The organism is Pseudomonas sp. FeS53a (assembly GCF_000931385.1).
Classification (GTDB): domain Bacteria; phylum Pseudomonadota; class Gammaproteobacteria; order Pseudomonadales; family Pseudomonadaceae; genus Metapseudomonas; species Metapseudomonas otitidis.
In genome coordinates, this window is the sequence record NZ_JYFT01000007.1 from 12,475 (window position 1) to 38,648 (window position 26,174).

The 26,174-nt window shown below is 67.2% G+C and carries 25 protein-coding genes; 12 read left to right on the forward strand and 13 right to left on the reverse strand.

Translation table 11 applies throughout. The features are described 5' to 3' along the window. Window positions 1-17 precede the first annotated feature (17 nt). Window positions 18-602 carry a DUF4124 domain-containing protein gene (locus SZ55_RS02345; protein ID WP_044400682.1) on the forward strand — a complete coding sequence of 195 codons (585 nt, stop codon included), beginning with the start codon at window positions 18-20 and terminating at the stop codon, window positions 600-602. A 1-nt stretch (window position 603) separates the two neighbouring features. Here SZ55_RS02345 and SZ55_RS02350 read toward each other — a convergent pair whose 3' ends face one another. The 5 genes from SZ55_RS02350 to coaBC form a co-directional block, all read right to left on the reverse strand. Then, window positions 604-1,050 carry an acyl-CoA thioesterase gene (locus SZ55_RS02350; protein WP_044400684.1) on the reverse strand — a complete coding sequence of 149 codons (447 nt, stop codon included), beginning with the start codon at window positions 1,048-1,050 and terminating at the stop codon, window positions 604-606. A gap of 109 nt (window positions 1,051-1,159) precedes the next feature. Further along, on the reverse strand, window positions 1,160-2,065 hold the full coding sequence (gene argB / locus SZ55_RS02355) for an acetylglutamate kinase (RefSeq protein WP_044400686.1): 906 nt from the start codon (window positions 2,063-2,065) through the stop codon (window positions 1,160-1,162). 15 nt (window positions 2,066-2,080) lie between these two features. Next, window positions 2,081-3,475, reverse strand: a complete 1,395-nt coding sequence (gene algC / locus SZ55_RS28500) for a phosphomannomutase/phosphoglucomutase (protein WP_201774858.1) — start codon at window positions 3,473-3,475, stop codon at window positions 2,081-2,083. Between the two features lie 1,271 nt (window positions 3,476-4,746). Continuing rightward, window positions 4,747-5,202 carry a dUTP diphosphatase gene (gene dut, locus SZ55_RS02365; protein ID WP_044400693.1) on the reverse strand — a complete coding sequence of 152 codons (456 nt, stop codon included), beginning with the start codon at window positions 5,200-5,202 and terminating at the stop codon, window positions 4,747-4,749. Window positions 5,203-5,208: 6 nt separating this feature from the next. Beyond that, window positions 5,209-6,417 (reverse strand): bifunctional phosphopantothenoylcysteine decarboxylase/phosphopantothenate--cysteine ligase CoaBC, encoded by a 1,209-nt coding sequence (gene coaBC, locus SZ55_RS02370; protein ID WP_044400696.1) that lies wholly within the window; start codon window positions 6,415-6,417, stop codon window positions 5,209-5,211. A 141-nt stretch (window positions 6,418-6,558) separates the two neighbouring features. Here coaBC and radC point away from each other — a divergent pair, with 141 nt between their 5' ends. After that, window positions 6,559-7,233 (forward strand): RadC family protein, encoded by a 675-nt coding sequence (gene radC, locus SZ55_RS02375; protein WP_044400699.1) that lies wholly within the window; start codon window positions 6,559-6,561, stop codon window positions 7,231-7,233. Here the strand turns inward: radC and SZ55_RS02380 are convergent. After that, window positions 7,230-7,790, reverse strand: coding sequence for a DUF2867 domain-containing protein (locus SZ55_RS02380; protein WP_044400702.1), 561 nt, complete (start codon window positions 7,788-7,790; stop codon window positions 7,230-7,232). The two genes, radC and SZ55_RS02380, sit on opposite strands and share 4 nt — an antisense overlap. Continuing rightward, window positions 7,787-9,364, reverse strand: a complete 1,578-nt coding sequence (locus SZ55_RS02385) for an ABC transporter substrate-binding protein (RefSeq protein ID WP_044400705.1) — start codon at window positions 9,362-9,364, stop codon at window positions 7,787-7,789. The genes SZ55_RS02380 and SZ55_RS02385 overlap by 4 nt, the downstream gene beginning before the upstream one ends. A 340-nt stretch (window positions 9,365-9,704) precedes the next feature. Between SZ55_RS02385 and rpmB the strand changes: the two genes are divergently transcribed. Beyond that, complete coding sequence (gene rpmB, locus SZ55_RS02390) at window positions 9,705-9,941, forward strand: 50S ribosomal protein L28 (protein WP_044400708.1); 237 nt, start codon at window positions 9,705-9,707, stop codon at window positions 9,939-9,941. A 10-nt stretch (window positions 9,942-9,951) separates the two neighbouring features. Then, window positions 9,952-10,107, forward strand: coding sequence for a 50S ribosomal protein L33 (gene rpmG / locus SZ55_RS02395; RefSeq protein WP_012703270.1), 156 nt, complete (start codon window positions 9,952-9,954; stop codon window positions 10,105-10,107). Window positions 10,108-10,239: 132 nt separating this feature from the next. Here the strand turns inward: rpmG and SZ55_RS02400 are convergent, their stop codons facing one another. After that, the gene (locus SZ55_RS02400) at window positions 10,240-10,602 is read right to left on the reverse strand and encodes a cupin domain-containing protein (RefSeq protein WP_044400718.1); all 363 of its coding nucleotides are present in this window, start codon (window positions 10,600-10,602) and stop codon (window positions 10,240-10,242) included. 314 nt (window positions 10,603-10,916) lie between these two features. Here SZ55_RS02400 and SZ55_RS02405 point away from each other — a divergent pair, with 314 nt between their 5' ends. After that, a complete protein-coding gene (locus SZ55_RS02405) occupies window positions 10,917-12,410 on the forward strand; it encodes an aldehyde dehydrogenase (RefSeq protein ID WP_044400721.1) in 1,494 nt (497 codons plus the stop codon). 178 nt (window positions 12,411-12,588) lie between these two features. Then, on the forward strand, window positions 12,589-13,746 hold the full coding sequence (locus SZ55_RS02410) for an MFS transporter (RefSeq protein ID WP_044400724.1): 1,158 nt from the start codon (window positions 12,589-12,591) through the stop codon (window positions 13,744-13,746). Between the two features lie 3 nt (window positions 13,747-13,749). On the opposite strand, the gene SZ55_RS02415 is transcribed toward SZ55_RS02410, so the two are convergent. Both SZ55_RS02415 and dadR read right to left on the reverse strand, forming a co-directional pair. After that, the gene (locus tag SZ55_RS02415) at window positions 13,750-15,081 is read right to left on the reverse strand and encodes an NAD(P)/FAD-dependent oxidoreductase (protein ID WP_044400727.1); all 1,332 of its coding nucleotides are present in this window, start codon (window positions 15,079-15,081) and stop codon (window positions 13,750-13,752) included. 114 nt (window positions 15,082-15,195) lie between these two features. Continuing rightward, the gene (dadR, locus tag SZ55_RS02420) at window positions 15,196-15,684 is read right to left on the reverse strand and encodes a transcriptional regulator DadR (RefSeq protein ID WP_044400730.1); all 489 of its coding nucleotides are present in this window, start codon (window positions 15,682-15,684) and stop codon (window positions 15,196-15,198) included. Between the two features lie 156 nt (window positions 15,685-15,840). Between dadR and dadA the strand changes: the two genes are divergently transcribed. From dadA to SZ55_RS02445, 5 genes are all read left to right on the forward strand, one after another. After that, entirely contained in the window at window positions 15,841-17,139 is a 1,299-nt protein-coding gene (gene dadA / locus SZ55_RS02425) for a D-amino acid dehydrogenase (RefSeq protein ID WP_044400733.1), read from the forward strand. Beyond that, window positions 17,114-17,467, forward strand: a complete 354-nt coding sequence (locus SZ55_RS02430) for a RidA family protein (RefSeq protein WP_044400736.1) — start codon at window positions 17,114-17,116, stop codon at window positions 17,465-17,467. Before dadA ends, SZ55_RS02430 begins: the two co-directional genes overlap by 26 nt. 60 nt (window positions 17,468-17,527) lie before the next feature. After that, window positions 17,528-18,595, forward strand: coding sequence for an alanine racemase (alr, locus tag SZ55_RS02435; RefSeq protein WP_044400738.1), 1,068 nt, complete (start codon window positions 17,528-17,530; stop codon window positions 18,593-18,595). Window positions 18,596-18,780: 185 nt separating this feature from the next. Then, the gene (locus SZ55_RS02440; protein WP_044400741.1) at window positions 18,781-19,329 is read left to right on the forward strand and encodes a cupin domain-containing protein; all 549 of its coding nucleotides are present in this window, start codon (window positions 18,781-18,783) and stop codon (window positions 19,327-19,329) included. Between the two features lie 127 nt (window positions 19,330-19,456). Further along, on the forward strand, window positions 19,457-19,879 hold the full coding sequence (locus tag SZ55_RS02445; RefSeq protein ID WP_044400744.1) for a c-type cytochrome: 423 nt from the start codon (window positions 19,457-19,459) through the stop codon (window positions 19,877-19,879). Window positions 19,880-19,989: 110 nt separating this feature from the next. Here SZ55_RS02445 and SZ55_RS02450 read toward each other — a convergent pair whose 3' ends face one another. Together SZ55_RS02450 and rep are read right to left on the reverse strand one after the other, a co-directional pair. Further along, on the reverse strand, window positions 19,990-20,562 hold the full coding sequence (locus SZ55_RS02450) for a xanthine phosphoribosyltransferase (protein WP_044400746.1): 573 nt from the start codon (window positions 20,560-20,562) through the stop codon (window positions 19,990-19,992). Window positions 20,563-20,677: 115 nt separating this feature from the next. Beyond that, window positions 20,678-22,690 (reverse strand): DNA helicase Rep, encoded by a 2,013-nt coding sequence (rep, locus tag SZ55_RS02455; protein WP_044400749.1) that lies wholly within the window; start codon window positions 22,688-22,690, stop codon window positions 20,678-20,680. Between the two features lie 281 nt (window positions 22,691-22,971). Between rep and SZ55_RS02460 the strand changes: the two genes are divergently transcribed. Further along, the gene (locus tag SZ55_RS02460) at window positions 22,972-24,645 is read left to right on the forward strand and encodes a putative bifunctional diguanylate cyclase/phosphodiesterase (RefSeq protein WP_044400752.1); all 1,674 of its coding nucleotides are present in this window, start codon (window positions 22,972-22,974) and stop codon (window positions 24,643-24,645) included. A 3-nt stretch (window positions 24,646-24,648) separates the two neighbouring features. Here the strand turns inward: SZ55_RS02460 and SZ55_RS02465 are convergent, their stop codons facing one another. Further along, a complete protein-coding gene (locus tag SZ55_RS02465) occupies window positions 24,649-26,040 on the reverse strand; it encodes a NorM family multidrug efflux MATE transporter (protein WP_044400755.1) in 1,392 nt (463 codons plus the stop codon). Between the last annotated feature and the right edge of the window lie 134 nt (window positions 26,041-26,174).

The window sequence follows — 26,174 nt, forward strand, 5'->3', positions numbered from 1 at the left end:
GACCACAGGGTGTGCCGATGCTGAAGCCGGGTGCGATCCGACTTGCCTTGATCCTGGGTGCGATGGCACCGCTGGCCGCCCAGGCCGAGCTGTACCGCTACACCAATGAAAAGGGTGTCACCGTACTGGATCGCCTCGGCGTTCCGCCGCAGTTCATCGACAAGGGCTACGAGGTCCTCAACGACCAGGGCCGGGTGGTGAAGACCGTGCCGCCGGCACCCACCCTCGAGGAACGCCAGCGCATGCAGGCCGACAAGGCCCGTGCTGGCTCCGATGCCCAGCTGCTGCGGCTCTACACCAGCGTCGAGGACGTCGACCGCGCGCTCCAGCGCAAGCTCTCCGAGCTGGACGGGTTGATCACCGTGGCCAAGGGCAACCAGCAGTCCCTGCGTACCCAGCAGGCCAACCTGCAGGCCCAGGCCGCCGACAACGAGCGTGCCGGACGCCAGGTGCCCGAGGCGCTGGTGGCCCAGATCGACAACGTGCGCAGCGAGTACAAGCGCCTCGACGACGACATCGCCCGCTACCAGGACGAGCGCAAGAAGGCCCAGGCGACTTTCGCCGCCGACCGCGCCCGCCTCGCCGAGCTGTTGAACCGCTGAGTCACTCCTCGGCGGCGCAGCGCTCGAAGCCTCTCACCTTTTCCCTCAGCCAGGCTGGCAAGGACCGGCTCGTCCGCGTCGTTGCATCGGCGTGTACGTAGACGATCTCCCCGCTGGTCAACGCCTCCTCGCCCCGCCAGATGCCCAGCGCAAACGTCAGGCTCGAACCGCCCAACCGGCGTGTCCGGATGCCCAGGGTGAGTTCGTCGTCGAAGCGGGCTGGTGACAGGTACTCCAGCAGTGTGCGCACGGCGAAGAAGTCCCCGTCGTCGGCGATCAGGTCCTGTGGATAACGTACACCCAGCGCGCGGAAGTACTCGGTGATGGCGACGTCGGCGTAGGTCAGGTAGTGGCCGTTGAAGACGATCCCCTGAGGATCGACCTCGGCCCAGCGTACGCGCAGCGGGTGAAGGAAGGTGAAGACGTTCCGGTCGGGTGGTGCGGGCATGGCACGGCTCCTGATGAGGTTGTGCCGAGCATTCCCGTCGGGGTGGAGGGATGCAAGCCGGATCGGGGAAATGAATAAGCCGGATCGCTCCGGCTTATTCGGGTGGGGCTCAGGCGCGGCGGCGGTTGCTGATCAGGGTGCCGACGCCACTGTCGGTGAAGATCTCCAGCAGCACGGCGTTGGGCACGCGCCCGTCGATGATGTGCGCGCTGGTGACGCCACCCTGCACCGCGTCGAGGGCGCAGCGGATCTTCGGCAGCATGCCGCCGTAGATGGTGCCGTCGGCGATCAGCTCGTTGACCTGCTCGGTGGTCAGGCCGGTGAGCACCTTGCCTTCCTTGTCCATCAGGCCGGCGATGTTGGTCAGTAGCATCAGCTTCTCGGCCTTGAGGGCCTCGGCCACCTTGCCCGCCACCAGGTCGGCGTTGATGTTGTAGGACTCGCCGTCCTGGCCGACGCCGATGGGGGCGATGACCGGGATGAAGTTACCCTTCACCAGCATGTTCAGCAGCTCGGTGTTCACGCTGGTCACTTCGCCCACATGGCCGATGTCGATGATCTCCGGCTGGGTCATCTCCGGGGTCTTGCGGGAGACGGTGAGCTTCTTCGCACGGATCAGCTCCGCGTCCTTGCCGGTCAGGCCGATGGCGCTGCCGCCATGGCGGTTGATCAGATTGACGATGTCCTTGTTCACCTGGCCGCCGAGCACCATCTCCACCACGTCCATGGTCTGCGCGTCGGTGACGCGCATGCCGTCGATGAAGTGGCTCTCGATGGACAGGCGCTTGAGCAGGTCGCCGATCTGCGGGCCGCCGCCATGCACGACCACCGGGTTGATGCCCACGGCCTTCATCAGGACCATGTCGCGGGCGAACCCGGCTTTCAGCTCGTCGCTTTCCATGGCGTTGCCGCCGTATTTCACGACCAGGGTCTTGCCGACGAAGCGGCGGATGTAGGGCAGTGCTTCGGACAGGACCTGGGCGACTTGGGATGCGGCGTCACGGCTGAGGGTCATGCGGGGCTCCGTGGATCAGAACGGCAGGTTGATATCGGGGGCGACGGCGTAGAGCTGGGCGCGGAACACTTCCTTGATGCGCTCCAGTTCCGCCTCGGAGTCGGCCTCGAAGCGCAGCACCAGCACCGGCGTGGTGTTGGAGGCGCGCACCAGGCCCCAGCCCTTGGGATAGTCGACGCGCACGCCGTCCAGGGTGGTGAGGTTGGCATCGCCCCAGGTGCCGTCGCGCTGCAGGCGCTCGATCAGGCGGAACTTGCTCTCGTCGGTGACGGTGATGTTGATCTCCGGGGTGGAGATGTCCTTCGGGAAGGCGGTGAACACGTGTTCGGCATCGCGCTTGTCCTGGCTGAGGATCTCCAGCAGGCGGGCGGCGCTGTAGATGCCGTCGTCGAAGCCGTACCAGCGCTCCTTGAAGAAGATGTGGCCACTCATCTCGCCGGCCAGCAGCGCGCCGGTTTCCTTCATCTTCTTCTTGATCAGCGAGTGGCCGGTTTTCCACATCACCGGACGGCCGCCGTAGCCGCTGATGAGGGAGGTCAGGCGGCGGGTGCACTTGACGTCGAAGATGATGTCGGCGCCCGGGTTGCGGGACACCACGTCCTTGGCGAAAAGCATCAGCAGGCGGTCGGGGTAGATGATGGTGCCTTCGTTGGTCACCACGCCCACCCGGTCGCCGTCGCCGTCGAAGGCCAGGCCCAGGTCGGCGTTCTCTTCCTTCACCTTGGCGATCAGGTCTTCCAGGTTCTCCGGCTTGCCCGGGTCCGGGTGGTGGTTGGGGAAGGTGCCGTCGACGTCGCAGTACAGCGGGATCACGCTGCAGCCCAGGGCCTCGATCAGCTTGGGTGCGATGACGCCGGCCACGCCGTTGCCGCAGTCCACCACCACGCGCATGGGCTTGGCCATGGCGATGTCGTCGCGGATCTGCTGGAAGTAGCGGTCGAGGATCTCGACCTGCTGGACGCTGCCCACGCCAGTGGCCAGGTCGTTGTTCTTGATGCGGGTGTGCAGGGCGGTGATCTGCTCGTTGGCCAGGGTCTCACCGGCGACCACGATCTTGAAGCCGTTGTAGTCCGGCGGGTTGTGGCTGCCGGTGAGCATCACGCCGGACTTGCCGTCCAGCACGTTGGCGGCGAAGTACAGCACCGGGGTCGGCACCATGCCGATGTCGGTGACATGGCAACCGCAGTCCATCAGGCCCTGGATCAGCGCCTGCACCAGCTCGGGGCCGGAGAGGCGGCCGTCGCGGCCGACCGAGACGTTCGGCTCACCACGGGCGAGGCTTTCGGAGCCGATGGCACGGCCTACCCAGTAGGCGGTTTCGGCAGTCAGGGTATCGCCGACCACGCCGCGGATGTCGTAGGCGCGGAAAATGCTGGCGGGCAGGTTGGGGGCGGCTTGCGGGGTGCTCATGGCAGGGGTTTGCTCCAATCCCAGGAGGTCCTGGTCTTCGTCGAGAATGTCGATATCGAGGATGTCGGTATCTTGGAAAAGCGGGTTGGCCAGCTCCAGGGGTTCGATCACCTTGGCCGGTGCGGCAGCCGGGGCTGCTGCAGGGCTGGCCTTGCGCTCGTCGCCGACGCTGGGCGCCACCGGTTCCGGTTTGCGCCGCAACTGCCGGGCCAGTGACTGGGCCAGCGCATCCAGCGCCGGCAGCCGCAGGCTGTTGGGTTTGACGCTTTTGCCGCTGGAGAGTTCTTGCACCAGTTGGCTGAGCTGGGTGACGTCTTCCCTCAGCTTGCGTTGCAGGCCGCCATGCACCAGGTACAGGCCGGCCAGGGCGCCCACCAGGGACAGCAGGGCGGCGAGTCCGAGCAGCGGCACCGGCATGCCCGAACTGCCCAGCTGGCTGCTGGGCGTGAAGGTCAGTTTCCAGTTGGGGTTGCCACTGGCCACGGCGATGGGCGTGCCGTCGGCGGCACTGCCGCGCTGGGCCAGGGTCTGGGCGGGGGCGTTGCCGAACTGCTGGGTGAACTGCAGCTGGCCGGTGCCATCCGGCAGCGGGGCCAGGGCGCTCAGCAGGCGCTCCAGGTCCACCACCAGCAACAGCGTGCCCTGGATCGGGGCGTTGTCGGCCAGGCGGATCGGCGCGGCGCTGTAGACCAGCCAGCGCTGGCCGACCTTGTAGGCCTCGGGTGCGGGCTTCTGCCCGCTTTCGGCGCGGCGCAGCATGTCCAGGGCGGCGAAGTTCATCGGCGCTGCGCGCTGGCTGTTCTGCTGGGCCTGACCGGGCAGGTTGAGGTGGGCATCCACCACGGCATTCCAGTAGCCCAGGCCGCGCTCGGCGACCTGCACGCGGGACGGGTCGCCGCTGTTGAGGGCGTCCGCCAGCGCCGGATTGCGGGCGGCGGCGGCGGTGTCGGCAACCAGCTGGCCGAGGGCCTGGCGCAACGAGGCGCCCTGGCTGTCCGCCCAGGCCTGCGCCAGTTGGGCGCGCTGGGCTTTTTCGCCGCTGTCCACCAGGGTGAGCCAGAGCAGCGCACTGCCCGCGGCCACGCCGACGGCGGAGGCGATCAGCCCGGGCATCAGGTCGGTGAGCAGGCCGCTGCCGGCCTTGGCGCCCTTGGCGGGCTCCTTGGCTTCGGTGGGGCTGGCCAGCATGCCGGTGTCGGTGTCCTTGGCATTGCGCTTGAAGAGTTTCACTGAAGGTCTCCCCCGCGATTCATCCTGAGGTCAATGCGGAATCAGTGGCTGCCCGAATGGCCGAAGCCGCCGGCGCCGCGCTCGCTCTGGCCGAACTCGTCGACGAGTTCGAAATGCGCTTGCACGACAGGCACCAAGACTAGCTGGGCCAGGCGTTCGCCGACGGCCAGGGTGAAGGCGCTCTGGCCACGGTTCCAGCAGGACACCATCAGCTCGCCCTGGTAGTCGGAATCGATCAGGCCCACCAGGTTGCCGAGCACGATGCCGTGCTTATGGCCCAGCCCGGAGCGCGGCAGGATCAACGCGGCCAGGCCCGGGTCGGCGATGTGGATCGAGAGGCCGGTGGGAATCAGCACGGTCTGGCCGGGTTCCAGCGTCAGGTCTTCCTTGAGCATGGCGCGCAGGTCGAGGCCGGCGGAACCGGGGGTGGCGTACTGGGGCAGCGGGAATTCGCTGCCGAGGCGGGGGTCGAGGATCTTGGCTTGCAGTGCGTGCATGGAGTCTCAGGCCTGGTTGAGGCGGTCGGCGATGAAGGCAACCAGCTGGCGGGCGATCTTGCTCTTGCTGGTCTGGGAGAAGCTGGTCTGGTGCAGCCCGCGATCGATGATGGTGATCGCATTCTCCTCGCTGTTGAAGCCGATGCTGGGGTTGGCCACGTCATTGGCAACGATCAGGTCGAGGTTCTTGTCGCGCAGCTTGCGCGAGGCGTACTCCAGCAGGTTCTCGGTCTCGGCGGCGAAGCCGACGCTGAAGGGGCGATCGGGCCGGCCGGCCAGGGTCGCGAGGATATCGGGGTTGCGCACCAGCTGCAGCAGCAGGCCTTCGCCGCTGGTGGGGTCCTTTTTCATTTTGTGCGGTGCGACCACTTCGGGGCGGTAGTCCGCCACGGCTGCCGCAGCGATCAGCAGGTCGCAGGGCATGGCCGCTTCGCAGGCCGCGAGCATGTCGCGGGCGCTGACCACATCGACCCGGTTGACCCGGTCGGGGGTCGGCAGGTGGACGGGGCCGGTGATCAGGGTGACCTTGGCGCCCGCCTCCACCGCCGCTTCGGCCAGGGCGAAGCCCATCTTCCCGGAGCTGTGGTTGGTGATGTAGCGGACCGGGTCGATGTTCTCCTGGGTCGGACCGGCCGTGATCAGCACGTGGCGGCCGGTCAGTGCCTGGTGTTCGAACAGGTTGGCGGCCTGCTGGGCCAGGTCGTTGGCCTCCAGCATGCGGCCCGGGCCGACATCGCCGCAGGCCTGGCTGCCGGCTGCCGGGCCGAACAGGTGCAGGCCGCGCTGGGCCAGGCACTGGGCATTGGCCTGGGTGGCCGGGTCGCGCCACATGGCCTGGTTCATCGCCGGGGCCAGGGCGACCTTGGCGTCGGTGGCCAGCACCAGGGTGGTCAGCAGGTCGTTGGCCAGGCCCTGGGCCAGGCGCGCCATCAGGTCGGCGGTGGCCGGGGCGATCAGCACCAGGTCGGCCCAGCGGGCGAGCTCGATGTGGCCCATGGCGGCTTCGGCGGCCGGGTCCAGCAGGTCGAGGTGCACGGGGTGGCCGGACAGGGCCTGGAGGGTCAGCGGTGTGATGAACTCGCGGCCGCCCTGGGTCATCACCACCCGGACTTCCGCGCCCTGGTCGCGCAGGCGGCGGATCAGCTCCGCACTCTTGTAGGCGGCAATGCCGCCGCCCACGCCCAGGACGATGCGTTTCCGATAGAGCCGCTGCATAGGCCTGCCTTAATAATAGAGGTGGAGTGGTGCGCTGCGGTGTCGGCGCCTCCCCAGGGCCGGATCACCGCGCAAAAAAGGTTGGCTAAGATAGCACAGCGCCCGCATGGGAACAGTGGCGCAGCTGACCAGGGAGGTGTCATGAGCATCCGTCATTGGCCCGCAGCGGAACGCCCGCGGGAGAAGCTACTCGAACAGGGCGCGGCGGCCCTTACCGACGCCGAACTCCTCGCCATTTTCCTGCGCACCGGGCTGCCGGGGCAGAGTGCCGTGGACCTCGCGCGCCAGATTCTGGTCCAGTTCGGCGGGCTGCGCCCGCTGCTGGAGGCGGACCTGGCCACGTTCTGCCAGCGGCCGGGTCTCGGACCGGCCAAGTTCGCCCAGTTGCAGGCGGTGCTGGAGATGGCCCGTCGGCACCTGGCCGAGGGATTGCGGCGGGATTCTGCACTGGAGAACCCCCGGGCGGTGCGGGATTACCTCAAGGCCCAGTTGCGGCACGAGCCCCACGAAGTGTTCGGCTGCCTGTTCCTCGATACCCGCCACCGGGTGCTGGCCTTCGAGGTGCTGTTCCGCGGCACCATCGACGGCGCCAGTGTCTACCCGCGCCAGGTGGTCAAGCGCGCCCTGGCACACAACGCCGCCGCGCTCATCCTCACCCACAACCACCCTTCCGGCATCGCCGAACCCAGCCAGGCCGACCGCGACCTGACGCATCGCCTGAAGGATGCGCTGGCGCTGGTGGATGTGCGGGTGCTGGACCACTTCGTGGTGGGCGATGGCGAGCCGCTGTCCCTGGCCGAGTACGGCTGGCTCTAGGCCGCGCTCGCGAGCTGGCGGCGAATGGCTGCCAGCATGCGCCGCCGGATCAGCCCGCTGGCGGGGCGGATGGCCAGCCAGTAGGGGGTGAACAGCAGGCGGCTGTGGCGATCCGGGCAGTGGACGCGCGTCTCCGTGTGCAGGCGAACTCCCGCCGGGCGTGGTGAGCAGTGGAAGGTCATCACCAGCTTGGCGACGCCCGGTTCCTCATACCTCATGAAGGCCTGTGCGTCAGGGACCGCTTCCAGACCGAAATCCGTACGCCAGAAGCGCCCGATCAGGCCGTAGGCCATTGCCTGGTCGCCGTTGCGTTCCAGCAGCGTGAATTCATGCAGGCCGAAGGCCGGCCGGGCCTCCAGTGCGTTGCGCCAGCCCAGTCGGTTGGCCAGGCGCGCGGGGGCTTCGCGCAGGCGGAGCAGGCTCCTGACCAGCGGATCGTCGTGGGTGGAGAGCTGGCTGGCAGCGTCCAGTGCCTGTGCAGCGGAGGTGTCCAGGTCGAGGTGATGACGCTCGACGAACTGGAAATCCGGCAGGTAGCGCTCGGCCAGCTCGTTCAAGGCGCCAGCTCCACCTTGGAGAAGTCCTGCCGGCCGAAGGGGTTGGCCTCATAGCCGCGCACATTGGCACGCACCAGGGCGAATGCCGTGGGGTGGGCCAGGGGCAGCCACAGGGCCTGCTCGTGGATGATCGCCTGGGCTCGGGCGTAGAAGTCGCTGCGCGCCGTGGTGTCCGGCGTGGCCTTGGCCTGGCTGATCAACTGGTCGAGGTCCGTATTGCAGTAGCGGGCGAAGTTCAGGCCCGACTGCACCGAGGCGCAGGCGAATTGAGGCGTGAGGAAGTTGTCCGGGTCGCCGTTGTCGCCCGCCCAGCCCATGAACAGCAGGTCGTGCTCGCCGGCCTTGGCGCGCCGGATCAGTTCGCCCCACTCGATGACGCGGATGTCGGCGCGGATGCCCACCTTGGCCAGGTCGGCCTGCAGCATCTGCGCACCCAGGTTCGGGTTGGGGTTGAGCACGCTGCCGGAGGGGCGTGTCCACAGGGTGGTGCTGAAACCGTCCGGCAACCCGGCTTCGGCCAGCAGCGCCTTGGCCTTGCCAGGGTCGTAGGCGTAGCCGGGCAGGTCCTTGGCGTAGCCCCAGGTGGTGGGCGGGAACGGGCCGTCAGCCGGTGTGGCGGTGCCTTCGAACACGGCCTTTATATAGCTGGCCTTGTCGAAGGCGAGGTTGATCGCCTGCCGCACCTTGGCCTGGTCCAGCGGCGGATGCTGGCTGTTCAGCGCGACGAAGGCGGTCATGAAGGCCGGGGTCTCCACGACCCGCAGGTTGCTGTCCTGGCGTGCCTGCCCCACATCCAGCGGCTTGGGTGACAGGGCGATCTGGCATTCGCCCCGGCGCAGCTTCTGCAGGCGCACATTGGCATCCGGGGTGATGGCGAACACCAGGTTGTCCACCGCCGGCTTGCCGGCGAAGTAGTCCGGGTTGGCGCTGTAGCGGATCGCCGCGTCCTTCTGGAAGCGCTTGAACACGAAGGGGCCGGTGCCGATGGGCTGGGCGTTGAGCTTCTCCGGCGTGCCGGCTTTCATCAGCTGGTCGGCGTACTCGGCGGAATAGATAGAAGCGAAGCCCATGCTGAGCATCGCCAGGAAGGTGGCATCGGGGTGGGTCAGGTTGAAGCGGACGGTGCGCGCGTCGACCTTCTCCACCGAGCGCACCAGGCCCGGCAGCTGCATGGACTGGGCGTGGGGGAAGCCGCTTTGCGCCACCTTGTGCCAGGGGTTGGCCGGGTCGAGCATGCGCTGGAAGCTGAACAGCACGTCGTCGGCATCCAGCTCGCGGCTCGGGGCGAAGTAGTCGGTGTGGTGGAAGCGCACCCCCGGGCGCAGATGGAAGCTGTAGCTGAGGCCGTCCTCGGACACTTCCCAGCGCTCTGCCAGGCCCGGCACCAGGCGGGCGGCCTGGGCATCGAACTCCACCAGGCGGTTCATCAGCACGTCGGCCGAGGCGTTGGTGGTGGTCAGGGCGTTGTACTGCACCACGTCGAACCCGTCCGGGCTGGCTTCGGTGCACACGCTCAGGTTGGCCGCCTGTGCCAGCAGCGGGGCGAACAGCAGGGGGAGCAGGGCAAGGCGCATGGCGGATTCCTCGGGATGCGTTGGCCAGGAGGCGAACGCTAGCCTAGCCAGCGCGGTGGGGCAATCGCAGTTGCCGACGAATGGTCGCCAGGGCGAGGCGCCCCGCCTCGCGGCAGAACGCACGCCGTGGCCGGGCGGCAGGGTGTGGGTAAGTTGGTGGAGCCCTTGCTGCACTAGGGGTGTTCTGGTATAAAGCAGCGCTCTTTTCTGGGGCCCGGTCTTTCGCAATCACTGTGCGGCCGGTAAGACCCTGACGAGACGGGCGCTAAACACGCCCACAATTGAGAGTTCAAGCGGCCAACCCATGCCGGGTTGGGCATGAGGTTTAGAGGGCTGAGGCATGTCTAGAGTCTGTCAAGTAACCGGTAAGGGTCCGGCTACCGGGAACAACATTTCCCACGCAAACAACAAAACCCGTCGTCGTTTCCTGCCGAACCTGCAGCACCATCGCTTCTGGGTCGAGTCCGAGAAGCGCTTCGTGCGTCTGCGCGTTTCCGCCAAGGGCATGCGCATCATCGACAAGCGTGGCATTGACGTCGTTCTGTCCGAGCTGCGCGCTCGCGGCGAAAAGGTTTAAGGAGCAAATCATGCGTGAACTGATCCGTTTGGTGTCCAGCGCCGGTACCGGCCACTTCTACACCACCGACAAGAACAAGCGCACCACTCCCGACAAGATCGAGATCAAGAAGTACGATCCTGTCGTGCGTAAGCACGTGATCTATAAGGAAGCCAAGATCAAGTAATTGATCCGGCCCTTGCGAAAAGCCCGCCTCATGGTGGGCTTTTTCATGCCTGCGATTTGGCGTGGCGGGCGCGGGACATAAAAAAGCCCGCTTTCGCGGGCCAGGGGTGACAAGCATCGGGTGTCGGCAGGCTTATTTGGCCTGCTCGAAGATGACGTAGACCTTGCGGCAGGCTTCCAGCACTTCCCAGGTGCCGGAGAAGCCGGCCGGGATCACGAAGCGGTCGCCCGCGCGCACGGTCTTGGCGCTGCCGGCGGCGTCGCGGATGACGGAGACGCCCTGGAGGATCTCGCAGTACTCATGCTCGGTGTAGTTCACCGTCCACTGGCCGACCGCGCCCTCCCAGATGCCGACGTTGAACTGCCCGCAGGGGCTACCGTAGTGGTTGCGCACACTCTGTTCGGGGTCGCCCTTGAGGATCTTCTCGGGCGCGGGGCGGTAGTGCTCGGCGGTGGCGGGGCTGGTGGCGAAGTCGACGATGGATTCGATGTTCATGGCGATTCCGTAGCGGCGTTGTGGAGGTCGCGCAGGGCGGCCTGTTTCTTATTCTGCCCGGCAGGTGTTCGGAATCCCGACATGCACGGTGGCGGGAAATGCGGAACGCGGGCGTACCGGTCCTGAGTCTATGTTTAATAAAATGAACATTACAAGGCCCCTGCTCCCGGCAGTGTCAAAAATATTGAAAATCCAGGGGCCTCTGGTTTAGGGTGTCGCACAGCTTTGGCCGCGTGTAGGCCTTGCAGAATTCTTGACAGTGTCGGTCCCTCCCCTGCCGGCACTTCCACTAATAAAAGTAAGAGGAACGCCCCATGACCACCCTCACTCGTGCCGACTGGGAACAGCGCGCCAAGTCCCTGCAGATCGAGACCCGCGCCTTCGTCCATGGCGAATACACCCCGGCTGCATCCGGTGCCACCTTCGAGTGCATCAGCCCTGTGGATGGTCGTGTGCTGGGCCTGGTTGCCAGCTGTGACCTGGCCGACGCCGAGGTGGCGGTCAAGGATGCCCGCGCCACTTTCGAATCCGGTGTCTGGTCGCGCCTCGCCCCGGTGAAGCGCAAGGAAGTGATGATCCGCTTCGCCGACCTGCTGGACGCCCATGCCGAAGAGCTGGCCCTGCTGGAAACCCTGGACATGGGCAAGCCGATCGGTGACTCGCTGAACATCGACGTGCCGTCAGCGTCCCGTGCCATCCGCTGGAGCGGCGAGGCCATCGACAAGATCTACGACGAAGTCGCCGCCACCCCGCACAACGAGCTGGGCCTGGTGACCCGCGAGCCGGTGGGCGTGGTCGCCGCCATCGTGCCGTGGAACTTCCCCTTGCTGATGACCTGCTGGAAGCTCGGCCCGGCGCTGGCCACCGGCAACTCCATCATCCTCAAGCCGTCCGAGAAGTCGCCGCTGACCGGCATCCGCATCGCCCAGCTGGCCATCGAGGCCGGCATCCCCGCGGGCGTGTTCAACGTGCTGCCGGGCTTCGGCCACACCGTCGGCAAGGCCCTGGCCCTGCACATGGACGTCGACACCCTGGTGTTCACCGGCTCCACCAAGATCGCCAAGCAACTGATGATCTACGCCGGTGAATCCAACATGAAGCGCGTCTGGCTGGAAGCCGGCGGCAAGAGCCCGAACATCGTCTTCGCCGACGCCCCGGACCTCAAGGCCGCTGCCGAGTCCGCTGCCGCCGCCATCGCCTTCAACCAGGGCGAGGTCTGCACCGCCGGCTCGCGCCTGCTGGTGGAGAACTCCATCAAGGAGAAGTTCGTGCCCATGGTGGTCGAGGCCATCAAGGGCTGGAAGCCGGGCAACCCGCTGGACCCCGCCACCAACGTCGGCGCGCTGGTGGACACCACCCAGATGAACAACGTGCTGTCCTACATCCAGGCCGGCCATGACGACGGCGCCAAGCTGGTGGCCGGCGGCAAGCGCGTGATGGAGGAGACCGGCGGCACCTACGTCGAGCCGACCATCTTCGACGGCGTGACCAACGCCATGCGCATCGCCAAGGAAGAGATCTTCGGGCCGGTGCTGTCGGTGATCGGCTTCGACAACGAGGCCGAGGCCGTCGCCATCGCCAACGACACCATCTACGGCCTGGCGGCTGCGGTGTGGACCAGCAACCTGTCCCGCGCCCACCTGGTGGGCAAGGCCCTGCGGGCCGGCAGCGTGTGGATCAACCAGTACGACGGCGGCGACATGACCGCGCCGTTCGGTGGCTTCAAGCAGTCCGGCAACGGTCGCGACAAGTCCCTGCACGCGTTCGACAAGTACACCGAGCTGAAGGCCACCTGGATCAAGCTCTGAACAGCGGCGGTCTGACCGCCTGACACGGCGCGGCCGGTTCCGGTCGCGCCAAGGTCCGCCCTCCTCTCGGGGAGGGCCGGCTCCGCGAGAGCCACACCTGCGGCCGGGTTTCCCTTCGGGAGCCCGGCCGTTTTTGCTTTTCCGCCAGCCAGTAGCCGTAAACGGGAGGAACACCGTCATGCGTTGGGGCACCTATTTCGCTGTGTGTGGCGCCGTCATCAGCATCGGCCTGGCGCTGGGCGTGACCATGCCACTGGTGTCGCTGCGCCTGGAGAGCTGGCACTACGGCTCGTTCGCCATCGGCGTCATGGCCGCCACCCCGGCGGTGGGCGTGCTCCTCGGCGCCTCCCTGGCCGGACGCCTGGCGGCGCGCTTCGGCACCGTCCCGCTGATGCAGCTGTGCCTGCTGCTGGGGGCAGCCTCGGTGGCGCTGCTGGCGCTGGTGCAGAGTTACCCGGTCTGGTTGCTGCTGCGGTTGTTCATCGGCGTGGCGCTGACCGTGGTGTTCATCCTCGGCGAGAGCTGGATCAACCAGCTGGCGGTGGAGCAGTGGCGTGGCCGCCTGGTGGCGCTGTACGGCACCGGCTATGCGCTGAGCCAGCTGTCCGGCCCCCTGCTGCTGACCCTGCTGGGCAGCGACACGGACCGCGGCTTCTGGACCGGCACCGGCCTGTTGATCGGCGGTTCGCTGCTCTTGCTCGGGCGGGGCGGCGCGCCCCAGGTCGACGAGCACGGCGCCTCCGGGCGTGGCCTCTGGGTCTTCTGCCAGCGTATGCCGACCATCGCCTGGGCGGTGGTGCTGTTTGCGGCCTTCGAAGCGATGATGCTCACCCTGTTGCCCGTCTACGGCCTGCGCCAGGGCTTCACCCAGGAGGTGGCCCTGCTGATGGCCAGCGTGGTGGTGGTGGGTGATGCGGCCCTGCAATTGCCCATCGGCTGGATGGCGGACCGAGTACCCCGGCGTGCGCTGTTCCGGGCCTGCGGCCTGGCCCTGCTGCTGTCCAGCCTGAGCGTGCCGCTGGTGCTGCACACGGTGCTGATCTGGCCGGTGTGGGTGGTGTTCGGTGCCAGCGCCGGCGGGCTGTTCACCTTGGCGCTGATCCTGATCGGCGAGCGTTTCCGGGACGATGAACTGGTGCGGGCCAATGCCCATGTCGCCCAGCTCTGGGGCATCGGCTGCCTGATCGGGCCGCTGGTGACCGGCGCCGCCAGCCAGTGGATCAGCGGCCATGCGTTGCCGCTGATGATGGCCGTGGGGGCGGCGGGGTTCGTCTGGCTGGCCTGGACCCGGGAGCCGATGGGCGAAGACGCCCCGGCCGGCTCCCCGGGCGCCTGAGGGTCAGCGCGCCAGGCTGTTGCCCAGCGTCTCGCGCAAGCGGTACCAGAGCATCCCCAGCGCCAGCAGCGGCGAGCGCAGCAGCTTGCCGCCGGGGAAGGTGATGTGGGGCACCTTGGCGAACACCTCGAAACCGCTGCCCTGCTCGCCGCAGATGGCTTCCGCCAGCAGCTTGCCCGCCAGGTGGGTGGCGTTCACCCCGTGGCCCGAGTAGGCCTGGGCGAAGTAGACGTTCGGGTGTTCGGGCAGTCGGCCGATCTGCGGCAGGCGGTTGGCACCGATGCCGATCATGCCGCCCCACTGGTAGTCGATGCGCACGTCGGCCAACTGAGGGAAGGTCGCCAGCATCTTCGGCTGCATGTAGGCAGCGATGTCCGCCGGATCACGCCCGGAGTAGTGGCAGGCGCCGCCGAACAGCAGGCGGCGGTCGGCGGAAAGGCGGTAGTAGTCCAGGGCCACGCGCTGGTCGCAGACCGCCATGTTCTGCGGCAGCAGCTGCCGCGCCAGGTCTTCGGGCAGCGGCTCGGTGGCGATGATGTAGCTGCCGGCCGGGAGCACCTTGCCGCCCAGGGTCGGGTCGAGGTCGTTGATGTAGGCGTTGCAGCCCAGCACCAGGGTGGCGGCCTTCACCTGGCCGCTGGCGGTATGCACCGTCACCTCAGGGCCGTGGTCGATGCGCGTGGCCGCGGAGTGTTCGAATATCCGCACGCCCAGGGAGGTGGCCGCCGCCGCCTCGCCCAGGGCGAGGTTGAGCGGGTGCAGGTGGCCCGAGCCCATGTCGATGAGCCCGCCGGCATAGCGGTCGGACCCCACTACGCTGCGCATGTCACCGGGTTGCACCAGCTTCATCTCGTGGCGATAGCCGAGCCCGCGCAGTTCCTCCATGTCCTCGGCGAAGCCGGCGAAGTCACGTGCCGTGTTGGCCAGGTCGCAGTAACCCCAGGTCAGGTCGCAGTCGATGGCGAACTCGTCCACCCGCTGGCGCACCAGTTCCACGGCCTCCAGGCCCATCAGCTTGAGGGCACGCACGCCTTCGGCGCCGATCACCGGCGCGAAGTGGTCGACGTCATGGCCGACGCCCCGGATCAACTGGCCGCCATTGCGCCCGCTGGCGCCCCAGCCCACCTGGCGGGCCTCCAGCAGGACCACCGAAATGCCGCGGCGGGCCAGTTCGATGGCGGTGTTGAGGCCGGAGAATCCCCCGCCGACGATGCACACGTCGGCCCGGACCTCGCCCTGCAGGGGCGGGTAGGCCAGTTGGCGGTTGGCGGTGGCGGCGTAGTAGGAGGGGGCGTGGCGGTCGCTGTGGACCGGTTGGCGAACGCGGGCGTTCATGGGCGCAATCCTGATTCTTGTGTTTGAAAAAAGCGACGCAGGATAGGCAGGCCCCTCTCCATGCGCCAAGGGGGCTTCGGGAAAAATCCCTGTGCCCCCGGGGCAAGGATCGGCTCAGTCGGGAATGGGCAGGCTGAGGGTTTCCTTCACCTCTTCCATCACGATGTAGGACTTGGATTCGCGAACGTGGGGCAGCTTGAGGAGGATGTCCCCCAGCAGCTTGCGGTAGGAGGCCATCTCGTTGATGCGGGCCTTCACCAGGTAGTCGAAGTCGCCGGACACCAGGTGGCATTCGAGCACGTGGGGCAGCTTGAGTACGGCGCGGCGGAACTCCTCGAAGGTGTCGCCGGACTTGTAGTCCAGGCTGATCTCGACGAACACCAGCAGGCTGGCCTTGAGGTGCTGCGGGTTCAGGCGGGCGTTGTAGCCCATGATGATGCCCTCGCGCTCCAGGCGGCGGACGCGTTCGGTGCAGGGCGTGGTCGACAGCCCCACCCGCTCGCCCAGTTCGGTGAAGGAGATGCGACCGTCCTCCTGGAGGATGCGTAAAATATTCCGGTCTATCTTGTCCAGCTCACGACGCGATTGATGCTGGGTTCTCATGGTGGATGCCCCTCCGCAAAAGCCGATATTGCCAAGAATTATCGCCAAATATAGCTGGCTATATAGTGAATATCACTGGTCACGCCTTCTTATACTGCCGACATCTACGCTCAAAATAACAAACGCGCCGGCAAGGCCGTCGCGGTGGAGGCAGACATGCGAGTAATGGTGCTGGGCAGCGGCGTGATTGGTACCGCGAGTGCCTACTATCTGGCCCGGGAAGGCTTCGAGGTGGTTGTGGTGGACCGTCAGCCGGCCGTCGCCATGGAAACCTCCTTCGCCAACGCAGGCCAGGTCTCGCCTGGCTACGCATCCCCCTGGGCCGCCCCCGGCGTGCCGCTCAAGGCCATCAAGTGGCTGATGCAGCGCCACGCGCCCCTGGCCATCAAGGCCACCGGCAGCCTGGACCAGTACCTGTGGATGGCGCAGATGCTGCGCAACTGTACCGCGTCCCGCTATGCGGTGAACAAGGAGCGCATGGTGCGCCTGTCCGAGTACAGCCGCGACTGCCTCGACGAGCTGCGCGCCGAAACCGGCATCGCCTATGAAGGCCGCCAGCTCGGCACCACCCAGCTGTTCCGCACCCAGGCCCAGGTCGACGCGGCCGCCAAGGACATCGCCGTCCTCGAGCGTTCCGGCGTGCCCTACGAGATCCTCGACCGTGACGGCATCGCCCGCGTCGAGCCGGCCCTGGCCAGCGTCAAGCACAAGCTCGCCGGCGCCCTGCGCCTGCCCAACGACCAGACCGGCGACTGCCAGATGTTCACCACCCGCCTGGCCGAGATGGCCGTGCAGCTGGGGGTCGAGTTCCGCTTCGGCCAGGACATCCAGCGCCTGGACTTCGCCGGCGACCGCATCAACGGCGTGTGGATCGACGGCAAGCTGGAAACCGCCGACCGCTACGTGCTCGCCCTCGGCAGCTACAGCCCGCAACTGCTCAAGCCGCTGGGCATCAAGGCCCCGGTGTACCCGCTCAAGGGCTACTCGCTGACCGTGCCGATCACCAACGGTGCCATGGCCCCGACCTCGACCATCCTGGACGAGACCTACAAGGTGGCCATCACCCGCTTCGACGACCGCATCCGCGTCGGCGGCATGGCGGAGATCGCCGGCTTCGACCTGTCGCTGAACCCGCGCCGTCGCGAGACCCTGGAAATGATCACCACCGACCTCTACCCGGAAGGTGGCGACGTGGCCAAGGCCGAGTTCTGGACCGGCCTGCGCCCGGCAACCCCGGACGGCACCCCCATCGTCGGGGCCACGCCGTACCGCAACCTGTTCCTCAATACCGGACACGGTACCCTTGGCTGGACCATGGCCTGCGGTTCAGGCCGCCTGCTGGCGGACCTGATGGCGCGCAAGCGTCCGCAGATCAGCGCCGAAGGCCTGGACATCTTCCGCTACGGCAATTCCAAGGAGACCTCGAGCAATGCCAATCCAGCGACTGCACACTGAAACCCGCTACAGCGAAATCGTCATCCACAACGGCACGGTCTACCTGGCCGGCCAGCTTGACGAGAAGCTCAGCGCCGGGATCGGCCAGCAGACCCGCGAGACCCTCGCCAGCATCGACAAGCTGCTGGCCGAGGCCGGTACCGACAAGAGCCACCTGCTCTCGGTGACCATCTACCTCAAGGACATGGCGGCCGACTACGCCGCCATGAACGCGATCTGGGACGCCTGGCTGCCGAAGGGCGCCGCCCCGGCCCGCGCCTGTGTCGAGGCCCGGATGTATTCCCCCGAGGTGCTGGTGGAGATGACCGTCGTCGCCGCCCTGCCCTGACCCCTTCCTCAGCCCGGCGCCCGAGCCGGGTTTTTTCCATAACCAGAAGAAGTGCCCGCCATGCGTCCCGCCCGTGCCCTCATCGACCTCGAAGCGCTGCGCCACAACTACCGCCTCGCCCGTGAAGCCTCCGGTGCCCGCGCACTGGCGGTGGTCAAGGCCGATGCCTACGGACATGGCGCCGTCCGCTGCGCCCGCGCCCTGGAGGCCGAGGCCGACGGGTTCGCCGTGGCGTGCATCGAAGAAGCGCTGGCCCTGCGTGAAGCGGGCATCCGCGCGCCGATCCTGCTGCTCGAAGGCTTCTTCGAGGCCGACGAGCTGCCGCTGATCGAACAGCATGATTTCTGGTGCGTCCTGCATGCCCCTTGGCAGCTGGAAGCGGTGGAGCGAGCGACCCTCGCCCGGCCGCTGACCTTCTGGCTGAAGATGGATTCCGGGATGCACCGGGTGGGCTTCCACCCCGCCGAGTTCCGCGACGCCCACCAGCGCCTGCTGGCCAGTGGCAAGGCGGCCAAGGTGGTGCTGATGAGCCACTTCGCCCGTGCCGACGAACTGGACAGCGACAGCTGCGCCCAGCAAGTCGCCGTGTTCCAGCAGGCCTGCGCCGGCATCGAGGCGGAAGTCAGCCTGCGCAACTCGCCGGCCCTGCTGGGTTGGCCCCAGGTTCCCAGTGACTGGGTGCGCCCCGGCATCATGCTCTACGGCGCCACCCCCTTCGAGCAGGCGCATCCACTGGCCGACCGCCTCAAGCCGGTGATGACCCTGGAGTCCAAGGTCATCAGCGTGCGTGAACTCCCGGCCGGGCAACCGGTGGGCTATGGCGCGCGCTTCGTCACCGAACGGCCGACCCGGGTCGGCGTGGTGGCCATGGGGTATGCCGATGGCTATCCGCGCCACGCGCCCACCGGCACGCCGGTGGCCATCGACGGCCAGCCCTCGCGGCTGATCGGCCGGGTCTCCATGGACATGCTCACCGTCGACCTCACCGACCTGCCCCAGGCCGGCCTCGGCAGCCGCGTCGAACTGTGGGGCAACCAGGTGTCCGCCGCCGAGGTGGCGATGCACGCCGGAACCATCCCCTACCAGATCTTCTGCAACCTGCGCCGGGTCCCGCTGAGCGAGCGCTAAGCCTCGCCCGGCGGGGCCTGCGGACCACCGGTTGCTTGCCAACTTCCTGATTTTCCTGGGATTTCCCAGGGGGTTCGTTTTTTTGCGCAGTATTGACGGCCGAAGTGTTGTAAATACTGAACGCTAGCCGCATGATTGCGCGCATCCAGCCCCCCCTAACAAGAATCCAGAGGAGGATCCCAGCATTGGACGTCGGTGTTCGACTGCAAGCTATCCGCAAGCTCAAAGGCCTTTCCCAGCGTGAACTCGCCAAACGTGCAGGCGTTACCAACAGCACGATTTCCATGATCGAGAAGAACAGCGTCAGCCCCTCCATCAGTTCGCTGAAGAAGGTGCTCGGGGGCATCCCCATGTCGCTGGTGGAGTTCTTTTCCCTCGACCTGGAACAGGACAACCAGACCCAGGTGGTCTATCGGGCCTCCGAACTCACCGACATCTGCAGTGGCGCCATCACCATGAAGCTGGTGGGCAAGGCCCATCCCAGCCGCGCCATCGCCTTCCTAGACGAGACCTACCCGCCGGGCACCGACACCGGTGACGAGATGTACGCCCACGAGGGCGAAGAGGCCGGCATGCTGGTCGAAGGGCGTCTCGAACTGACCGTCGGCAACGACGTGTACATCCTCGAACCGGGCGACAGCTACTACTTCGAAAGCAGCCGTCCGCACCGCTTCCGCAATCCGTTCGACCTGCCGGCTCGCCTGATCAGCGCGACCACTCCGGCAAACTTCTGAAAGACCGCCGCCGCCGATATCCCTGCGACGCGTTGGGTTGTTTCGGCCAGACGGCCATGACGTTATACTTGCGCCCGCTCGCGAAACCGTGGCCGCGGGCGTATCTAGCCACGATGAGGGTGAAAGGGTGAACCTGATAAATAAGATGCTGGCAGCGCATGTTGCCGTATTGGCCCTGTGGGCAGTTAGCGCCCAGGCCGCGACCGATGACGCCATCGCCGAGCGCATCAAGCCGGTGGGCGAGGTCTGCGTGCAGGGTCAGGAATGCAAGGGTGTCGGCGCCGTGGCAGCGGCTGCAGGCGGCGGCGCACGTACGCCGGACGACATCATCGCCAAGCACTGTGGCGCCTGCCACACCGCTGGCGTGCTGGGTGCACCGAAGATCGGTGACACCGCAGCCTGGAAAGAGCGTGCAGACCACCAGGGCGGCCTCGACGGCATCCTGGCCAAGGCCATCACCGGCATCAACGCCATGCCGCCGAAGGGCACCTGCGCCGACTGCACCGACGACGAGCTGAAAGCCACCATCAAGAAGATGTCCGGCCTGTAAGCGTCGCGAAGCATCGAAAAAGCCGCCCGAGGGCGGCTTTTTTGTGCCTGCGCGGTGCGACTCGTTGTCGCAGCGCCGCCGGGCCCGAGGTGTTCGGGCCCGGCAACGGGTCAGTCGATGAAGCTGACCTTGCCGTCCGCGAGGGAGGCCACACGAGCCAGCGACTCGATGCGGTAACCCTCCTCCTCCAGCAGGCGGCGCCCGTCCTGGAAGGACTTCTCGATGACGATGCCGAGGCCGGCGATGCTCGCGCCCGCCTGGCCGATCAGGTCGATCAGCGCCTTGGCCGCGTGGCCGTTGGCGAGGAAGTCATCGATCACCAGCACATGGTCGGCGGCCGTCAGGTGCTTGGCGGAGATGGCGATGGTGCTCTCGGTCTGCTTGGTGAAGGAGAACACCTTGGAGATCAGCAGGTCGTTCTTCAGCGTCAGCGACTGGAACTTGCGCGCGAAGATCACCGGCACGCCCAGCTCGAGGCCGGCCATCACGGCCGGGGCGATGCCCGAAGCCTCGATGGTGACGATCTTGGTGATGCCCTGGCCGCGGAAGCGCTCGGCGAACTCATGGCCGATGAACTGCATGAGCTTGGGGTCGATCTGGTGATTGAGGAAGGCGTCGACCTTGAGCACCTGGTCGGAAAGCACGATGCCTTCGGAAAGGATCTTTTCTTTGAGAATGTCCACGGGAGGGGCTTCCTGCGAAGCGGCTGTCGCTGATGAAGCGGCGCATTCTACCTTGGCCAGGGGCCATCGCGCGATGCCCTTCTGGCCGTTCGGTCAGACTTCTCCGCAGGCCCGGTCAGGGCTTCTTCAGCATCGCCCGGATGTCCGCCAGCGCCGTATTGCCACGCACCGCCTTCACCTCGGTCGGCGTGTCGTCCATGCCTTCCCACTCCAGGTCTTCCGGCGGCAGCTCGTCGAGGAAGCGGCTGGGTGAGCAGTCGATGATCTCGCCGTACTGCTTGCGCTTGGCGGCGAAGGTCATCGCCAGGTTCTGCCGGGCGCGGGTGATGCCCACGTAGGCCAGGCGGCGCTCTTCCTCGATGGTGTCGGCCTCGATGCTGGAGCGGTGCGGGAGGATGTCTTCCTCCACGCCCATGATGAACACGTAGGGGAACTCCAGGCCCTTGGACGCGTGCAGGGTCATCATCTGCACCCCCTCGGCGCCCTCTTCCTCCTCCTGCTGGCGTTCGAGCATGTCGCGCAGCACCAGCTTGGCGATGGCTTCCTCGATGGTCATGCCGCCTTCCTCGTCGCGCTCGAGGGTGTTCTTCAGCGCATCCACGAGGAACCACACGTTGCCCATGCGGAAGTCGGCGACCTTGTCGCTGGAGGCGTTCTGGCGGATCCAGTTCTCGTAGTCGATGTCCATCACCATGCTGCGCAGGGCGGCGATCGGGTCGCTCTCGGCGCATTGTTGGCGGACCTTGTCCATGAAGCGCTTGAAGCGCTGCAGGCGCTCGGTGTAGCGGCTGTCCAGGTGCTCGGCCAGGCCGATCTCATCGGCGGCGGCGTACATCGAGATCTTCCGCTCGGTGGCGTAGTTGCCGAGCTTCTCCAGGGTGGTGGAGCCGATCTCCCGGCGCGGCACGTTGATCACCCGCAGGAAGGCGTTGTCGTCGTCCGGGTTCACCAGCAGGCGGAAGTAGGACATCAGGTCCTTCACTTCCTGGCGCCCGAAGAAGCTGGTGCCGCCCGAGAGCCGGTAGGGAATCTGGTGGTGCTGCAGCTTCAGCTCCATCAGCTTGGCCTGGTGGTTGCCCCGGTAGAGGATGGCGAAGTCGCTGTAGGGCCGCTGGGTGCGCAGGTGCAGGGTGAGGATCTCCATGGCGATGCGCTCGGCCTCGGCGTCCTCGTTGCGGCAGCGGATCACCCGGATCGGGTCGCCCACGCCCATCTCGCTCCACAGCTGCTTCTCGAACACGTGGGGGTTGTTGGCGATCAGCACGTTGGCGCACTTGAGGATGCGGCTGGTGGAGCGGTAGTTCTGCTCCAGCATCACCACCTTGAGGGAGGGGAAGTCCTCCTTCAGCTGCATCAGGTTCTCCGGCCGCGCGCCGCGCCAGGCGTAGATCGACTGGTCGTCGTCGCCCACCACGGTGAACTGCGCGCGGTGCTGCACCAGCAGCTTCACCAGCAGGTACTGGCTGGCGTTGGTGTCCTGGTACTCGTCCACCAGCATGTAGCGCACCCGGTACTGCCACTTTTCGAGGATGTCAGGGTTGTCCTGGAAGAGCTTCACCGGCAGCAGGATCAGGTCGTCGAAGTCCACCGCGTTGTAGGCCTTCAGCGTGCGCTGGTAGTGCAGGTAGACGATGGCCGCGGTTTGTTCCTTGGGGTTGCGCGCGTTGGCCAGGGCCTCCTCGGGCAGCACCAGGTCGTTCTTCCAGTTGCCGATGCAGTTCTTGATCTCGTCGACGCCGTCGTCGCCCGAGTACTCCTTCTGCATGATGTCCGACAGCAGCGCCTTGATGTCCGTCTCGTCGAAGATCGAGAACCCCGGCTTGTAGCCCAGCCGCGCGTGCTCCTTGCGGATGATGTTCAGGCCCAGGTTGTGGAAGGTGGACACCGTCAGCCCACGGCCTTCGGCACCGCGCAGCAGGCTGCTGACGCGCTCCTTCATCTCGCGGGCGGCCTTGTTGGTGAAGGTCACGGCGACGATGTGCTGGGCGCGGATGCCGCACTGCTGGACGAGGTAGGCGATCTTGCGGGTGATCACGCTGGTCTTGCCGGAACCGGCACCGGCGAGCACCAGGAGCGGGCCGCCGACGTAGTTCACGGCTTCCTGCTGCCGGGGGTTGAGTCGGGACATGCGGGCTGTACGGGGGAAGGGAATGGCCGCGCATTCTACCAAACCCCGCCGGGCATGCCGAAGTCCGTTCCACAGTGTGATCCAGCCCCCCTTTGGGGCAGGTTGCGACTTGGCTATTTCCACACTTCCAGTACGATTGTTCCGGCACCTGGGTCTGAGAGGCGATCTCATTCGAGCCCGGTGAGCCAACAACGTGCCGGTAGTGCACGAATAAAACGACGTCGACTACGACGCGAACAGGCGCCTGGCGCCACTGCTTCTTGTGACCTGGGGAGGTCCGATTGTCTGCGCTCGCGAAGCCCCTGCACCTGTTGCTGCTGGCGGACACGCCTGGCTGGGCGGAAGGGGTTCGCCCGCTGTTCGAGGCCCTCGGGCCCGATTACCTCCTGATCACCGCCCCCACCTGGGAAGCCGCCTCGAGCCTGTTCGACGACGGCACCGAAGGCATCCTCTTCTGCACCGCCGAGCTGTTGCCCGTGCCCGGCCGCTGCCACCTGCCCACCGTACTGCTGCTGGAGCAGGACCCGGGCGAGCTGCCCGCCGGCGTCCATGACTGGCTGCCGCGCGAGCGCCTCGACCTGGACCTGCTGCGCCGCTGCCTGCGCTACCTCGGCGAACGCCAGCGGATGCAGGGCACCCTGCAGGGCCTGGCCGAGCAGGACCCGCTCACCGGCATCGCCAACCGCCAGGGCTTCCAGACCCTCCTGGCCGCGCGGCTGGTGGAATACGGCGGCACCGGCCTGACCCTCGGCCACCTCGACCTGGATAACTTCCGCCACGCCAACGATGCCCTCGGCTACCAGGCCGGCGACCGGCTGATCCTGCAGGTGGTGGCGCGGCTCAAGGCCGAGCTGTCCCCCGGTGACCAGGTCGCCCGCCTGGGCAGTGACGAATTCGCCCTGCTGCTGGACACCCGCCGCGACCCGCAACGCGCCGAGCGCCTGGCCTCGCGCCTGATGGAGGCCCTCGGCGAGCCCTTCTGGGTCGATGGCGAGAGCCTGCTGATCGGCTGCAGCCTGGGCCTGGCCCATGCCCGCCCGGACGAAGGCGCCGACCCGCTGATGTGGCACGCCCACATCGCCATGCAGCAGGCCAAGGGCGCCCAGGGCTGCACCTTCCACCTCTTCGACGCGCACCTCAACCGGGGCGCCCGCAGCCTCGCCGACCTGGAAGGCGAGCTGCGCCGGGCCCTGCGCCGGGACGAACTGGAGCTGCACTACCAGCCGCGCCTGTGCCTGAAGACCGGCCGCATCGTCGGCCTCGAAGCCCTGGTGCGCTGGCGCCACGCCGAGCGCGGCCTGCTGGCGCCCAGCGAGTTCGTGCCCCTGGCCGAGCAGAGCGGGCTGATCGTGCCGCTGGGCTACTGGGTCATCGCCCGGGCCCTGCGCGACATGCAGTGGCTGCGCGGGCGCGGCCTGCCGGCCTTGCACATGGCGGTGAACCTGTCGTTCCGCCAGTTCCAGGACAGCCAGCTGCTGCCCACCCTCACCCGCCTCATCGACGAGCGCGGCGTGGATGCCCGCTGGCTGGAGTTCGAACTGACCGAGACCGCCGTCATGCGCCGCAGCGAGCAGGTGCTCACCACCATGCAGGCACTGGGCAAGGTGGGCGTGCGCTTCTCCCTGGACGACTTCGGCACCGGCTTCTCCTCCTTCGTCCACCTCAACAGCCTGCCCATCACCCTGCTGAAGATCGACAAGAGCTTCGTCGGCGGCATGCAGACGCGCCCGGAGAACCAGCAACTGGTGCGGGCCATGATCAACCTGGCGCACAACCTCAAGCTCGAAGTGGTGGCCGAAGGCGTGGAGAACACCGACCAGCTCGCCCTGCTGCGGCAGTTCGGCTGCGACCAGGTGCAGGGCTACTGGATCAGCAAGCCCCTGCCGCTGGTGGAGCTGGCGCGCTTCCTGGTGTTCGGCGTGCGCCAGCCGGCCCTCGGCCAGCCCGAGGGCTGAGCCTCAGGCCGCCACCGAAGCCCGGGCGGCAACCGCCGGCTCGCCGCGCAGCAGGCGGCGGGTCTTGAACTCGAAGCCCAGGGTCAGCCCCAGCGCCGCGCAGGCCAGGCCCGAGGCCAGCCCCCACCACACGCCCTGCGGGCCCCAGCCGAAGTGGAAGGCCAGCAGCCAGGCCGCCGGGGCGCCCACCAGCCAGTAGCAGCCGAGGCCGACCAGGAAGGTGGTCTTGGCATCCTTCAGCCCCCGGATGGCGCCCATGGCGATGGTCTGGATGCCGTCGAACAGCTCGAACCAGGCGGCGATCGCCAGCAGGCCCACGGCCATCTGCACCACCGCTTCGAACTCGGCGTTGCCACGCTCCAGGAACAGCCCCACCACCCACTCCGGCGCCAGCCAGAACAGCGCGGCGAAGCTCAGCATGCAACCGGCGCCCAGGCCGATGCCCAGCCGCCCGGCGCGGCGTGCGTCCTCCAGGCGGCCGGCGCCGAAGTGCTGGCCAATGCGGAAGGTCACCGCGTAGGAGATACCCACCGGCACCATGAAGGCCACGTACACCGACATGATCGCCACCTGATGCGCGGCCAGCGCCTGGCTGCCCAGGGCTCCCATGCACAGCGCGGCGAAGGCGAACAGGCCGGACTCCACCGCATAGGTGCCGCCGATGGGCAGGCCCAGGCGCAGCAGCTCGCGCAAGTCGTCCAGGCGCGGCTGCAGCAGGCCGTGGCGCAGCGAGTAGGCGGCATAGGCCGGGTGGCGTGTCACGTGCCAGGCCAGCAGCAGCGCCATGGCGGTCATCACCAGCGCGGTGATCAGGCCGATGCCCGCCAGGCCCAGCCGGGGCAGGCCGAACCAGCCGTGGATCAGCACATAGTTGAGGGCGAAGTTGGCCAGCGCCCCGCCGATGCTGATGGCCATCACCGGGCCGGGCCGGCCGATGGCGCTGGTGAAGCCGCGCAGGGCCATGAAGGTCATGTAGCCGGGCAGCGCGAACACCAGGGTGGAGAGGAACTGCATGGCGCCCTCGATGTTGTGCGCCTCCTGGCCGAACACCCGCAGCAGCGGCCCCAGGTTCCACAGCAGCAGCCCGGCCGCCAGGGCCAGGCCCCAGCCCAGCCACATGCCGGCCTGGGTCAGCCGCGCGGCGCCGGCCACGTCCCCGGCGCCGTGGCGGATCGCCACCAGGTTGCCCACGGCGGCGATCACCCCCACGCAGAAGATCGAGACGAAGGAATAGCTCGCCGCGCCCAGGCCGCCGGCAGCCAGTTCGGCCGGGCCCAGCAGGCCCATCATCACCGTGTCGGTGAACACCATCAGCACGTTGGCCAGTTGCGCGGCGATCAGCGGGCCGGCAAGGCGGAGGATGGCCAGGAGTTCCGGCCGGAGGGATGCAGGCATGAGTAATGATCACCACGGAGAGGAGAGACGCCAGGCGGGCGGCCCTGATGCGGCGAATTCTCCCAGGCCTTGAAGCCCCGCCACAAAAGGAAAAAAATGATCCCTTTCATGACTCTGACTCATGCGAGAGTGTC